General features: G+C 60.4%; 11 protein-coding genes. 5 read left to right on the top strand and 6 right to left on the bottom strand.

Features of this window, described 5'->3' with window-relative positions; all coding sequences use genetic code 11:
• The first annotated feature begins 69 nt into the window (after window positions 1–69).
• A complete protein-coding gene (gene dksA, locus IB244_RS16025; protein WP_007532954.1) occupies window positions 70–489 on the top strand; it encodes an RNA polymerase-binding protein DksA in 420 nt (139 codons plus the stop codon).
• A gap of 76 nt (window positions 490–565) precedes the next feature.
• Here dksA and IB244_RS16030 read toward each other — a convergent pair whose 3' ends face one another.
• The gene (locus IB244_RS16030; protein WP_192304790.1) at window positions 566–1,582 is read right to left on the bottom strand and encodes a flagellar biosynthetic protein FliO; all 1,017 of its coding nucleotides are present in this window, start codon (window positions 1,580–1,582) and stop codon (window positions 566–568) included.
• Window positions 1,583–1,870: 288 nt separating this feature from the next.
• Between IB244_RS16030 and cckA the strand changes: the two genes are divergently transcribed.
• The gene (cckA, locus tag IB244_RS16035) at window positions 1,871–4,471 is read left to right on the top strand and encodes a cell cycle histidine kinase CckA (protein ID WP_169680259.1); all 2,601 of its coding nucleotides are present in this window, start codon (window positions 1,871–1,873) and stop codon (window positions 4,469–4,471) included.
• A 27-nt stretch (window positions 4,472–4,498) separates the two neighbouring features.
• On the opposite strand, the gene IB244_RS16040 is transcribed toward cckA, so the two are convergent.
• Entirely contained in the window at window positions 4,499–5,425 is a 927-nt protein-coding gene (locus IB244_RS16040; protein WP_025661688.1) for a pseudouridine-5'-phosphate glycosidase, read from the bottom strand.
• Window positions 5,426–5,453: 28 nt separating this feature from the next.
• Entirely contained in the window at window positions 5,454–6,398 is a 945-nt protein-coding gene (locus tag IB244_RS16045; protein WP_026371473.1) for a carbohydrate kinase family protein, read from the bottom strand.
• 240 nt (window positions 6,399–6,638) lie between these two features.
• On the opposite strand from IB244_RS16045, the gene recA reads away from it, so the two are divergent.
• The 3 genes from recA to IB244_RS16060 all read left to right on the top strand — a co-directional run bounded on the left by recA (window position 6,639) and on the right by IB244_RS16060 (window position 11,533).
• On the top strand, window positions 6,639–7,727 hold the full coding sequence (gene recA / locus IB244_RS16050; protein ID WP_016554154.1) for a recombinase RecA: 1,089 nt from the start codon (window positions 6,639–6,641) through the stop codon (window positions 7,725–7,727).
• A gap of 154 nt (window positions 7,728–7,881) precedes the next feature.
• Complete coding sequence (alaS, locus tag IB244_RS16055) at window positions 7,882–10,542, top strand: alanine--tRNA ligase (protein ID WP_113471531.1); 2,661 nt, start codon at window positions 7,882–7,884, stop codon at window positions 10,540–10,542.
• Between the two features lie 139 nt (window positions 10,543–10,681).
• Window positions 10,682–11,533 carry a GyrI-like domain-containing protein gene (locus tag IB244_RS16060; RefSeq protein WP_192304819.1) on the top strand — a complete coding sequence of 284 codons (852 nt, stop codon included), beginning with the start codon at window positions 10,682–10,684 and terminating at the stop codon, window positions 11,531–11,533.
• A gap of 11 nt (window positions 11,534–11,544) precedes the next feature.
• Here IB244_RS16060 and IB244_RS16065 read toward each other — a convergent pair whose 3' ends face one another.
• From IB244_RS16065 to IB244_RS16075, 3 genes are all read right to left on the bottom strand, one after another.
• Window positions 11,545–12,165, bottom strand: coding sequence for a glutathione S-transferase family protein (locus IB244_RS16065; RefSeq protein ID WP_192304792.1), 621 nt, complete (start codon window positions 12,163–12,165; stop codon window positions 11,545–11,547).
• 88 nt (window positions 12,166–12,253) lie between these two features.
• Window positions 12,254–12,700 (bottom strand): GNAT family N-acetyltransferase, encoded by a 447-nt coding sequence (locus IB244_RS16070; protein ID WP_169680265.1) that lies wholly within the window; start codon window positions 12,698–12,700, stop codon window positions 12,254–12,256.
• 78 nt (window positions 12,701–12,778) lie between these two features.
• Window positions 12,779–13,990: an NADP-dependent isocitrate dehydrogenase gene (locus IB244_RS16075; protein ID WP_018854858.1), complete on the bottom strand. Its 1,212-nt coding sequence runs from the start codon at window positions 13,988–13,990 to the stop codon at window positions 12,779–12,781.
• Between the last annotated feature and the right edge of the window lie 169 nt (window positions 13,991–14,159).

Consider the following 14,159-nt stretch of genomic DNA (forward strand, 5'->3'; position numbering starts at 1 on the left):
TTGGCTTGAATCACCAGTAGTGCTCGCGATATACACCCGCCACATGAGATCTGCTTCAGGAGAATCGCGTTGAGTGAGAAGATCGATCTTAGCAACTACGTACCCTCGGAAGAGGAAGAGTTCATGAACGGCAATCAGCGGGCTTACTTCAGAGCCAAGCTGGTCGCCTGGAAGAATGACATCCTCAGAGAGGCGCGCGAAACCCTCGACCACTTGGCCGAGGAAAGCGCAAACCACCCGGATCTTGCTGACAGGGCATCGTCCGAAACCGACCGGGCCATCGAACTGCGCGCCCGCGATCGCCAGAGAAAGCTGATTTCCAAGATCGACGCAGCACTGCAACGTATCGAAGACGGCACCTACGGCTATTGCGAGGAGACCGGAGAGCCGATCGGGCTCAAGCGGCTTGATGCTCGACCGATTGCGACGCTGTCTATCGAGGCTCAAGAGCGGCACGAGCGGCGGGAAAAAGTCTACCGGGACGAATAAGTCCCTACATACCGACAACAAAAAGGGCACCGCGACGCAAACCGTGGTGCCCTTTTTGTTTTGTTCGGTTGATCCGCTACTTGTCGCGGTTAACGCTCATCTCGCCGAAAATGCGTGCGACTTCGTTTTGAAGAGCGGCATCCGCGCCGGTGAGCGGCGCCATTTCAGGATCGCGGCGAGGCTGGTTGCCTGACGCCGGACCGGGTTTTGCGGCGGGCGCCTGTGGCGTCGGCACAATACGCTCGGCGGCAAGCGTGCTCGTCATTTCCTCTTCGAGAATGCGCTGGAAGTCGCTCGGCTGCGCGGCAGGCGCCAGCGTGCCGACCTCGACGAACGCCGATGACGGCTGTGCGGGCGCGGGAGTGCTCCGGACGGAAGGCTGCGTCACCTGCGGCTCGATGCGCTGCTGCGGCAACACGCGTTGACGGGCGGAATCGAGGATGTCTGCCGCGGCCGAGGCTTCGATCGGGGCTGGTGCCGGTCGCGGTTCAGGACGCGGGTCGAAAGACGGCGCTGGGCGTGGGGCACGCTCACGTTCGGCGATGACGGGCGCAGGCGAGGCGGGAGTCGCGACCATGACCGGTTCTGGCCTGGCTTCGATCGGCGCACGTTCGGGCACGTAGGGTTCGGATGGCGTATGACCGCGGACCGGGGGCACATACTGGGATTCGGTCGGTACGATGTGAACGGGCGCCGGCGGCTCTGGCGCTGCCTCGAGCTGTGGTGGCGCGATAGGGGCGGGAGCCGGCGCCACCAGGGCTGGGGCTGGTTGAGCATTTGCCTCGACCGGTGCGGACTTGTCGGTGGCCTCACCAATCCTGCTCTCGATGACGATATCGGTCGGCCCGCCGATCATGATCAGATGCTCGACGTCATCCCGACGGACGAGGACGAGGCGGCGGCGCGCATCGACGGCGGCTGCATCGAGGACCTGCAGCCGTGGTTGGCGGTTGCGGCCCCCCCGAAGGAAGGGCGAAGGTGCGCGGTTACGCATGAACCAGAGCACGACGATCAGCAGTAATAGAGCTATGCCAACGCCGCCGGCGGCGAGAAGGAAGCGGCTCCCATAGGCTCCCATGAGATCATCGAACATCTTGGCTTACTCCCTTCGCGGTTTTGAACCACATGGCGACTTTTACCACTTCGTAGACAAGTCGTGATGGCCTTGTCCAGTCATGCCAACCCGAAGTGGAATTCGAACATGCTTTCTTAACAACGCATTTTAATGGCGAAATTGGCGCTCTTCGTTGTGAATTCAATCAGTCTTCACAGAGAGCAGTGTTTTTGCGGAGACCGCAAATTGGTAAGAAGGAAAAGGCGCCTGATTCCTGCTTTGTCTCCTTGTTACGAGTGAAGCCCGGCAGGCCATGCGAGGGAATAGATGACGAGACCGCGTCAGGCCGACGATTATAGCGAACCGCTCTTGGACCGCGGGGGCCGCACGGGAACGGCTTTGCGGATCATCCTGCTGGCCCTTGTGCTGATCGGCGCAGCCGCGGCGTTCGTCGTTTTCAAGAGTTCTCTCGACAACGAAATGGTGCTCGGCGTTCTCGGCGTGCTTGCCATGGTCGGGATCTTCTTCCTCGTGTCGTCGGTGATCGGCTTTATCGAAGTCATGCCGCAGCGGCAGTCCGACAGCCTGGCGCGGGCATTTTTGAACAGTCACCCCGACGGCTCTCTCATCACCGACGACAAAGGCCGTATCGTTTATGCGAACGCGGCCTATGGCGAGTTGACGGGCGCTCGCAAGTCGACGGAAGTTCAGACGCTCGAAGCGCTGCTGTCGCGTCATCGGGAATCGAACGAGGCGCTCTATCGCCTTTCCAACGGGCTTCGCGAAGGCCGGGAGGGGAGCGAAGAATTCCGCCTGCTGCGGTCCCTGGGCCCCTCGACAAACGGTTCCGGAGCGCATTGGTACCGCCTGAAAGCACGGACCCTGCAGAGCGAGGAGATCGGACGCAAGCCGCTCCACATTTGGCAGATCAGCGACATTACCTCCGAGCGCGACGATCAGGAGCGGTTCTTCAAGGAACTGCAGAATGCGATCGACTATCTCGACCACGCACCAGCCGGGTTCTTTTCGGCCGGCCGCAAGGGAGAGATCTTCTACCTCAACGCAACGCTGGCGGAATGGCTTGGCATCGATCTTACCAAGTTCGTTCCGGGTTCGGTCACGATCGGCGATTTTGTCGCGGGCGAGGGGCTTGCGCTTATTCAGTCGGTGCAGGCCGATCCGGGCCTGAAAAAGACGGTGACGCTCGATCTCGACTTGAAGAAGATGAACGGCCAGAGCCTGCCGGCGCAGATCGTCCACAGCGTGACGTCGATGCGCGATGGCGCTCCTGGAGAGAGCCGGTCGATCGTACTGACGCGGCAGAAGAGCGGCGAGAACGATCAGTCCGCCTCGGCCGCCGCGATGCGATTCACCCGCTTTTTCAACAACACGCCGATGGCGATTGCCTCGGTGGATGGGGCAGGCAGGATCCTGCGAACCAATGCCCCATTCCTGAAGCTGTTTTCGGGTATCGTTTCCCGAGATGATGTCGAGAACGGCGCGCTGCTCGAAGTCATTGTGCAGGACAGCGACAAATCCAAACTGCAGCAGGCGCTCGCGGCGGCGAAGGACCGCCAGGGCGATATCCCGCCGATCGACTCGCGCACGCCAACCGATGAAGCACGCCATTTCCGCTTCTACGTCAACGCGGTGATCGACCAGAGCGACGAGACGCCGGAAGAGGCGGCGATCGTCTATGCCGTCGAGGTGACTGAGCAGAAGGCGCTCGAAGCGCAGATGGCGCAGACGCAGAAGATGAATGCGGTCGGCACACTCGCGGGCGGGATCGCGCACGACTTCAACAATGTCCTGACCGCGATCCTGTTGTCCTCCGATCATCTGCTGCTGCAGGCCCGGCCGGCGGACCCTGGCTTTGCGGATCTGATGGAAATCAAGCGCAACGCCAATCGCGCGGCCGTGCTCGTGCGGCAGCTGCTGGCGTTCTCGCGCAAGCAGACGATGCGGCCGACGGTGCTCAATCTCACCGATGTGGTTGGCGACCTCAGGATGCTGGTCGATCGCCTGCTGTCCGGTACCAACGTAAAGCTCGACGTCGAGTATGGCCGTGATCTCTGGCCTGTGAAGACCGACCTGTCGCAGTTCGAGCAGGTGCTGATAAACCTCTGCGTCAACGCGCGAGATGCGATGCCGCAGGGCGGGAAGCTGACGCTTCGCACGAAGAACGTGACGGCGGCAGAGGTGGCGGCTTTCAACTATTCCTACATGCCGCATGAGGACATGGTCCTCATCGAGGTCTCGGACAACGGGACCGGCATTGCGCCTGAGATCATGGACAAGATTTTCGAACCCTTCTTCACGACGAAGGAAGTGGGCAAGGGAACGGGCCTTGGCCTCGCGATGGTTTACGGCATCGTCAAGCAATCGGGCGGCTACATTCAGCCGGAGTCGGAAGTTGGCAAAGGCACGACGTTCCGCGTCTTCCTGCCGCGCCACATTGTCGAGCCAGCGGTTGCCGCGGAAGGCGATGCCGCCACGCCTACTATCGGCACACCTGCGGAACAGGCGCCCGCCGCGGTGGAGCAGCCCGAGGATCTGACAGGCTCGGCTGTGATCCTGCTGGTCGAGGATGAGGAAGCGGTGCGTCGCGGCGGCAAGCGCATGCTTGAGACGCGCGGCTATACGGTTTACGAGGCCGGGTCCGGCGTCGAGGCGCTCGATATCATGGACGAGCTCGAGGGTAAGGTCGACATCGTCGTTTCGGATGTCGTGATGCCGGAGATGGATGGTCCATCGCTGCTGCGCGAACTGCGCAAGAACTATCCGAACCTGAAATTCATCTTCGTTTCAGGCTATGCCGAAGACGCGTTTGCCCGAAACCTGCCGCCGGATTCCAAGTTCGGCTTCCTGCCGAAGCCGTTCTCCCTCAAGCAGCTTGCCGTCGTCGTCAAGGAGACGCTGGACAGTTAAGGGGCGCCCAGCGCCCCTTTTTCAAACTCAGCCAGCCAGCGCGACGGCAATTTCTGCCGCGAGTCGAGCATTGTTTTCCACCAACGCAATGTTGGTCTTTAGGCTCTGGCCGTCGGTCAGGTCGAAGATCGTGCTGAGCAGGTAAGGGGTTACTTCCTTGCCGCTGATTTCGTCGCGCTCGGCGCTGTCGAGGGCGCGCTCGATATAGATTTCCATTTCCTCGCGGGGGATCTCGTCTGCCTCCGGCACCGGATTGGCAATGAGCATGCCGCCGTCAATGCCGAGCTGCTCGCGTACAGTCTGGAAGTTGGCGATGGCAGCCGGGCTGTTCAGCGTCAGCGGACTGCGCAATCCGGACGAGCGTGACCAGAAGGCCGGGAATTCCTCGCTCTCGTAGGTGACGACAGGCACGCCCGCGGTCTCCAGGACTTCAAGGGTCTTCGGTATATCGAGGATCGCCTTGGCGCCGGCGCAAACGACGATGACGCTGGTGCGGCCGAGTTCCTCGAGGTCAGCGGAGATATCGAAGCTTTCTTCCGCGCCGCGGTGGACGCCACCGATGCCACCCGTTGCAAAGACCTTGATGCCGGCACGCTCGGCGGCGATCATCGTTGCTGCGACGGTCGTTGCGCCGTGACGGCGCTCGGCGATCGCAAAGGCGAGATCGGCGCGCGAAACCTTGAGGACGTCCTTGGCCTGCGCCAGTTGCTCCAACTGGTCGGATTCGAGGCCGATATGCAGCGTACCGTGAATGACCGCGATGGTGGCTGGGACCGCGCCCTGCTCACGAATGAGCGCCTCGACGCTGCGGGCCATCTCGATGTTGCCAGGGTAGGGCATGCCATGGGTGATGATGGTCGATTCAAGCGCCACGATCGGCGCGCCGCGCTGCTTGGCGCTTGCGACTTCCTTGGAGTAGGCGATCGGCAGGAGGGGGGAGATCGGTTTCGTCATTGTCGCTTCCATTTCATCGGTATTGCCTTCAATGCAAAATTCTCGCCGGCGGAACAAGGGAAAGCGTCTCCCTCACGAGATCTGGGGAGAGGTTTTCATTGACGGCATGCGGCGATTGTACGGTAAGTGCCGCGGCCGCGGCGCCCTCCCTGATGGCATCGGCCAAGGAAATTCCACGCATCAATCCGGAGATAACGCCGGCTGCAAGCGAGTCACCCGCCCCGGTGACATCCGCGACATCTTCGAGGTTTGCCGGCTGCTGGGCAACAACATGGCGATCCGCGAAGGCGATCAGCTCGCGTTGGCCGCGGGTGACGACGCCACCGCGTAAACCGATGTCACCCAGCAGTGACGGCCAGTGCGCGGGATCGTTTGGGCGCTCGCCGGTCAATGCGGCAGCCTCGGCCTCGTTGAGGAAAAGATAGTCGATCCCTTCGATGCATGGTTTGAGCTTGAGGGCCTTCGCGGGCGAGATGGCGATCGCGCCCACCGGCTTGCCGAGAGCTTTTGCGCGCTCGACGATCGATGCCAGCGTCTCTGCCGGCAGGTTGGCATCAATGAGAATGAAATCGGTGGCGGCAAAGGCGTCACGTACGGCACGGATCGAAAGGCGCCGCGGCACGAACATCCGATAGAGATCCATGTCGGCAAGCGCAATCACGAGGTTTCCGTCGTTCTCGATGATTGCGGTGTAACTCGGCGTCTTCCGATCCAGGAAAATGAAGGGGCGATCATGAACCCCAGCGAAGTCGGCCGCCTCGCCGACCATCTCGCCGATCGGATCGCCGCCACGCGGTGAAATCATCGTCACATCGAAGCCCAACCTGGCAAGGTTGCGCGCCGCATTGAAGCCGCCGCCGCCCGGCTCCTCAAACCACGAGCCTGGATTGCTGGCGCCTGGCACGGTGTCGCCTGAGATGCGTCCGCGCCTGTCGATGTGGGCTCCGCCGAGGACAAGAATCTTCCGCTTCATTTCATCGTCCCGCATGGTCGAAAGATACGAATCGTCCTGCCGCCGCTGGTCGGCTGGCGACCAGAGCGCTATATCTAAGCCGTTGCTTTCCATCACGAAAACAAATGTAGAACACTGGCAAGTTTACCTTTTTGTTTCAATTATTTGCACGCAACTTGCGCAATGAGAACAAATGCGGTACAAAATCGCCATCGCTGGCGACATTGCTTGAGCGGCTTCAATAACCTAAAGGTGGATCGAATGTCACAGAATACATTGCGGCTTGTAGAGGACAAATCGGTGGACAAAAGCAAGGCACTTGAAGCGGCACTCTCACAGATCGAGCGGTCGTTCGGCAAGGGCTCAATCATGAAGCTCGGCTCGAATGAGAATGTCGTCGAGATCGAGACGGTTTCGACGGGTTCTCTCGGGTTGGATATAGCGCTCGGCATCGGCGGCCTTCCAAAGGGCCGTATCATTGAGATTTACGGACCAGAAAGCTCGGGTAAGACGACGCTGGCGCTGCAGACGATAGCGGAATCGCAGAAGAAGGGTGGCATCTGTGCCTTCGTCGATGCGGAACACGCGCTTGACCCGGTTTACGCCCGCAAGCTCGGTGTCGATCTGCAGAACCTCCTGATCTCGCAGCCGGATACTGGCGAGCAGGCGCTCGAGATCACCGATACGCTGGTGCGTTCCGGCGCTGTCGACGTTCTTGTCGTCGACTCGGTTGCCGCGCTGACGCCGCGTGCCGAAATCGAAGGCGAAATGGGCGACAATCTGCCGGGCCTTCAGGCGCGCCTGATGAGCCAGGCGCTGCGCAAGCTGACGGCTTCGATTTCGAAGTCCAACACCATGGTCATCTTCATCAACCAGATCCGCATGAAGATTGGTGTCATGTTCGGTTCGCCGGAAACGACGACCGGCGGCAACGCGCTGAAATTCTATGCGTCCGTTCGCCTCGACATCCGTCGTATCGGTGCAGTCAAGGAGCGGGAAGAGGTCATCGGCAACCAGACGCGCGTCAAGGTCGTCAAGAACAAGATGGCGCCTCCCTTCAAGCAGGTCGAATTCGACATCATGTATGGTGAAGGCGTTTCGAAGACCGGCGAACTGGTCGACCTTGGTGTCAAGGCGGGTATCGTCGAGAAATCAGGGGCCTGGTTCTCCTATAATAGCCAGCGTCTTGGCCAGGGCCGCGAAAATGCGAAGCTGTTCCTGCGTGACAATCCGGATCTCCTGCGCGAGATCGAGACGGCGCTTCGTCAGAATGCTGGCCTGATTGCGGACCGCTTCCTGCAGAATGGCGGCCCTGATGCAAATGACGGCGACGAGGCTGCAGACGGCTGATTTGCCTGGCGGTTTCCCAGAGTTCAAAACCGGTCGCATTCCTAATGAGATTGCGGCCGGTTTTGTTTGTCTGCTGGACAGTGGTTAAGGCGAGCGATAAAAGCCACTGGATTTAAGTTTTGACCTGCCTTCCGGCAGCATTGAAGGGCATAGCATGAGCGGTGTGAATGATATCCGGTCGACCTTCCTCGACTACTTCAAGAAGAACGGCCACGAAATCGTTCCGTCGAGCCCGTTGGTGCCGCGCAACGATCCGACGCTGATGTTCACCAATGCCGGCATGGTGCAGTTCAAGAACGTTTTCACCGGTCTGGAGCAGCGTCCATACAAGACGGCCTCGACCGCGCAGAAGTGCGTCCGCGCCGGCGGCAAGCATAACGACCTTGATAACGTTGGCTACACCGCACGCCACCACACCTTCTTCGAGATGCTCGGCAACTTCTCATTCGGCGATTACTTCAAGGAGCGGGCGATCGAACTTGCCTGGAACCTGATCACCAAGGAATTTGCGCTCGACGCCAAGCGGCTGCTGGTCACCGTCTATCACACGGATGATGAGGCCTTTAACCTCTGGAAGAAGATCGCAGGCCTGCCGGACGAGAAGATCATCCGTATTCCCACCAGCGACAATTTCTGGGCGATGGGTGATACCGGCCCGTGCGGCCCATGCTCGGAAATCTTCTACGACCACGGCGCTCATATCTGGGGCGGCCCTCCCGGTTCGCCGGAGGAAGATGGTGACCGCTTCATCGAGATCTGGAACCTCGTCTTCATGCAGTACGAGCAGGTCACGAAGGAAGAGCGCATCGACCTTCCGCGTCCGTCGATCGATACCGGTATGGGACTAGAGCGCGTCGCGGCAGTTCTGCAGGGCAAGCACGATAACTACGACATTGACCTGTTCCGTGCCCTGATCGAGGCTTCCGAGGAGGTCACGGGTGTAAGGGCCGAGGGCGAGCGCCGTGCGAGCCACCGTGTCATCGCCGACCACCTGCGCTCCTCTGCGTTCCTGATTGCCGATGGCGTGTTGCCGTCCAACGAAGGCCGCGGCTACGTGCTTCGCCGCATCATGCGCCGCGCAATGCGCCACGCCGAGCTCCTGGGTGCCAAGGAACCGATGATCTGGAAGCTGTTGCCGACACTCGTTCAGGAGATGGGTCGCGCCTATCCGGAGCTGGTGCGTGCGGAATCGCTGATCTCCGAGACGCTGAAGCTGGAGGAAACTCGCTTCCGCAAGACGCTGGAGCGTGGTCTTTCACTGCTTTCCGATGCAACGACGACGCTCGGCAAGGGCGACATGCTCGACGGCGAAACCGCGTTCAAGCTTTACGACACCTATGGCTTCCCACTCGATCTGACGCAGGATGCGCTGCGCGCCCGCGAAATCGGCGTCGACATATCAGGCTTTACGGACGCCATGGAACGCCAGAAGGCCGAGGCGCGCTCGCACTGGGCCGGCTCCGGCGACAAGGCTACCGAGACGATTTGGTTTGAACTCAAGGAAAAGCACGGCGCGTCCGAGTTCCTCGGCTACGACACTGAGACCGCAGAAGGCGTTGTTCAGGCCATCGTGAAGGACGGTGCCGCGGTCGATGCTGCGTCGGCCGGCGACAAGGTTCAGATCGTCGTCAACCAAACGCCGTTCTACGGCGAGTCCGGCGGCCAGATGGGCGATACCGGTGTCATCACCTCCGATACCGCGAAGGTTGAAATCACCGACACCCAGAAGAAGGGCGAGGGCCTCTTCGTCCACATCGGCACTGTTGTCGAGGGCACAGTGAAGGCCGGCGAGCCGGTTGCGTTGACGGTCGACCATGCGCGCCGTTCGCGTCTGCGCGCGAACCACTCCGCCACCCACTTGCTGCACGAGGCGCTGCGCGAAGTGTTGGGCACGCATGTGGCTCAGAAGGGCTCGCTGGTTGCGCCCGAGCGCCTGCGCTTCGACGTTTCTCATCCAAAGCCGATGACGGCCGACGAGCTGAAGGTCGTCGAGGACATGGCGAACGAGATCGTGTTGCAGAATTCGCCGGTCACGACCCGCCTGATGAGCGTCGATGACGCGATCGCGGAAGGCGCAATGGCGCTGTTCGGCGAGAAATACGGTGACGAAGTTCGCGTTGTGGCCATGGGCCAGGGCGTGCGTGGCGCAAAGGCCGGCAAGGCCTATTCGATCGAACTTTGCGGCGGCACGCATGTCGGCGCGACGGGGCAGATCGGGCTGATCCGCATTCTTGGCGAAAGCGCGGTAGGCGCCGGCGTGCGTCGTATCGAGGCGGTCACCGGCGAATCTGCGCGCGAATACCTGGCGGAGCAGGACGAGCGCGTCAAATCGCTCGCAACGTCGCTGAAGGTGCAGCCGGCGGATGTTCTTGCTCGCGTTGAGGCGCTGGTGGACGAACGCCGGAAGCTCGAGCGTGAGCTGGCCGATGCCAAACGCAAGCTTGCGATGGGCGGAGGGCAGGGCGGCCCTGCCGATGCGGTTCGTGATGTTGCCGGCGTCAAGTTCCTCGGCAAGGCAATTTCCGGCGTCGATCCCAAGGAGCTCAAGGGCTTGGCCGATGATGGCAAGGCAAGCCTCGGTTCCGGCGTCGTCGCGTTGATCGGCGTCGCCGAAGACGGCAAGGCGAGCGCAGTGGTTGCCGTGACCCCGGACCTGACGAGCCGGTTCAGCGCCGTCGATCTCGTGCGCGTTGCGTCGGCGGCTCTTGGGGGCAAAGGTGGCGGCGGTCGTCCCGATATGGCCCAGGCCGGTGGTCCGGATGGGACGAAGGCTGATGAAGCCATTGAGGCCGTTGCGGTCGCACTGGCAAGCTGAGCGAATTGAAGTTTGTAAAGGTCTTAGAGAGGCGGGGCTGGTCCCCGCCTTTTTCTTTGCGGATTCGCCAAAGTCCGCAGGATTTGTCAAACCGGGCTATGGTTTTCTGCAGCCGATCGATTTGCAGGAGGTTTTGACAATGAACGGCGAAACGGCATGGGCGCTCTACGAGAACCGTCTCAGACGGGTATCAGCCTATATCCATGATCATCTCGACGAAGAACTCGACATGGATAAACTTGCCGGGATCGCCTGCATGTCGAGCTACCACTGGCATCGGATCTATCGCGCGATTTTCGGCGAGACACTCGCGGCGACAGTCAAGCGATTAAGGCTGCATCGTGCGGCCGGGGACATGGTTCGCACGGATCTTTCTGTCGGGGAGATAGCAAAGCGATCAGGCTATCCCAACCTCCAGTCTTTTAACCGTATCTTCAAATCGGTCTATGGCATGCCGTTAGGTCAGTACAGGAAAGAGGGAAGCCATAAAGCCTTTGAACCCTCACCTAACGGAAAGACTGCAGCGATGTTCGACGTTACCCTACGGAAGATTGAGCCAATTCAATTGCTCGGAGTGCCGCACACCGGCTCGTTCATGCAGATCGGCAAGGCGTTCGAGACCTTGTTCGGCACGCTCTATGCGCGCGGGCTTGCCAAGCCGACGATGCGGATGATCGGTGTTTATCTGGATGATCCCGATATCGTGCCGTCCGAGAAGCTGCGCTCGATCGCATGTGTGACTACGGACGGCGAGGTTGTCGCGACGACGCCGTTCGAAGCGCGGATGCTCGACGGAGGCGAGTATGCCGTACTGCGTCACAAGGGGCCTTATGCAGACATGCACAAGGCCTACCAGTGGCTTTATGCGGAATGGTTGCCCGCCTCGGGTCGGCAGCTTCGCGACAGTGTGATGTTTGAGGAATACCTCAACAACCCACGTGAGGTGCCGCCGACCGAGCTCTTGACCGATATCTACATGCCGCTTGCCTGAGCGACCTGTTTCTACTGGGCAGCCTTCATGGCTTCGTCATCGATCGCGGTGGCACGCTTGTAGGCCGGGCGATCGGAGATGCGGCCGAGATAGTTGAGGAACGCTGGGCGCTTTTCAAGCGTACCTCTGCTCATGCCCCAGCCAATATGGGAGCCGACGTAAACATCGGCTCCCGTGAAACGATTGCCGGCAACGTAAGGTGTGGCACTGACGGCGCCTTCAAGCGCGTTCATCACGTCGGCGAAACTGCCATATCCCGCCATCCGGGCTTTGTCTGGTGGCGTTTCGAAGCCCAATGCCTTGTTGGTCGCCGCTGCCTCCAGCGGTCCGGCGGTAAAGAACATCCAGCGGTAGTAGCTGCCGCGTTCATCTGATGTTGGAGCGAGCCCGGCTTCGGGGAAGGTCTCAGCGAGGTAGGCGCAGATCGCTGCGCACTCAGTCACGATCGTTTTTCCGTGCCTGATGGCCGGGACCTTTCCCATCGGGTTGACGGCGAGATATTCAGGCGCCTTCATCGTTCCGCCGAAGGTCATGATCTCTGTTTTGTACGGTACGCCTGTCTCTTCCAGCATCCAGCGGGCGATGCGGCCGCGCGACATGGGGTTCGTATAAAATACCAGTTCGTCTGCCATGAACTCCTCCTCGTTTGCTGAATGCAGCGTATCAAGTCCGCCATCAGGGACATAGGACAGAGAGGTCCGGCGCAAAGGCCCTAACTATCTACAGCGGCTTGCGATATTGGATGAAACCGGATCGTTCGGCGATCCTGTCGTAGAGTCTTCTGGCGGTGGCGTTTGTTTCATGCGTCATCCAGTAGAGCCGGCCAGCCCCATTCGCGCGGGCAAGATCCGCCACGGCATCGATGAGAGCCGCACCTGTGCCGAGACCGCGCTGCGTGTCGTCGACATAGAGGTCTTGAAGATAGCAGGTCCATTTCGGCAGCCAGGTCGAACGGTGGAAAATCGCATGAACGATACCGACAAGGCGGCCGCTGTCGTCGAAGGCGCCAAGCGCGTGCATGTCTTCGCCTGGATCTTGAAATCGGCTCCAGGTCAGGTTCGTCGTCTCGGGCGGGATAACAACCTCGTAGAAGCGCTGGTAGCCGGCCCACAGAGGCTCCCAGGCGGCCCGGTCGGATGGTTGCAGCGGACGGATTGTTATGGTCATCCTCTTGTTCCCTTTGCTTGTCCTTGAAACGAAAACGGCGGGGAAATCCCCGCCGTCCATTCGGATATTGGTCTTGGCTTACGCCATCGCCTTCTGCAGGTTCTGATCGATCTTGTCGAGGAAGGCAGTCGTGGAGAGCCACGGCTGATCCGGACCGATGAGCAGCGCCAGGTCCTTGGTCATGAAGCCGGCTTCGACGGTGTCGACGCAAACCTTTTCGAGCGTCGCTGCGAACTTTGCGAGTTCCGCATTGTCGTCGAGCTTGGCACGATGGGCGAGGCCGCGGGTCCAGGCGAAGATCGAGGCGATTGAGTTCGTCGAGGTTTCCTGGCCCTTCTGGTGCTGGCGGTAGTGGCGGGTAACCGTGCCGTGTGCGGCTTCGGCTTCGACCGTCTTGCCATCCGGCGTAAGCAGAACGGAGGTCATCAGGCCGAGCGAACCGAAGCCCTGGGCAACCGTGTCCGACTGGACGTCGCCGTCGTAGTTCTTGCATGCCCAGACATAGCCGCCGGACCACTTCAGCGCCGAAGCGACCATGTCGTCGATCAGGCGGTGCTCGTAGGTGATGCCGATTTCCTTGAACTGGTCCTTGAACTCGGTCTCGTAGACTTCCTCGAAGATGTCCTTGAAGCGGCCGTCATAGGCCTTGAGGATGGTGTTCTTGGTCGACAGGTAGACCGGCCACTTGCGCATCAGGCCGTACATCATCGAAGCGCGGGCGAATTCGCGGATCGACTCGTCGAGGTTGTACATGGCCATGGCAACGCCGGCGCCGGGGGCGTCGAAGACTTCCTTTTCGATGACCTGCCCGTCTTCTCCGACGAACTTGATGGTCAGCTTGCCCTTGCCCGGGAATTTGAAGTCGGTCGCGCGGTATTGGTCACCGAAGGCATGACGGCCAACGACGATCGGCTGCGTCCAGCCGGGAACCAGGCGCGGAACGTTCTTGCAGATGATCGGCTCGCGGAAGATGACGCCGCCGAGGATGTTGCGGATCGTGCCGTTCGGGCTCTTCCACATCTGCTTGAGGTTGAATTCCTTGACGCGTGCCTCATCCGGCGTGATTGTCGCGCACTTGATGCCGACGCCGTGCTTCTTGATGGCGTTGGCGGCGTCGATCGTCACCTGGTCATTTGTGGCGTCGCGGTTTTCAACGGAAAGATCGAAGTAATCGATCTCGAGGTCGAGATACGGATGGATCAGCTTATCCTTGATGAGCTGCCAAATGATGCGAGTCATTTCATCGCCGTCGAGATCGGCGACGGGATTGGCGACCTTGATCTTCTTCATGTATCTGCCTCGTTAAGCTTGGAAGGGACCGACGTCCCGGGTGGGTGATATAAAAATCCCGAGCGCTATAGCATTGTGGACCGGGAGTGCAAAGCCGGAAGCAGGATGCGGCAGCGTTTTTGCGGCCATTGCCAAGCGGAGGAAAATGGCTAGTCTCCGGCGCAAAACC

The organism is Rhizobium sp. RHZ02, assembly GCF_014851575.1.
GTDB lineage: Bacteria > Pseudomonadota > Alphaproteobacteria > Rhizobiales > Rhizobiaceae > Rhizobium > Rhizobium altiplani.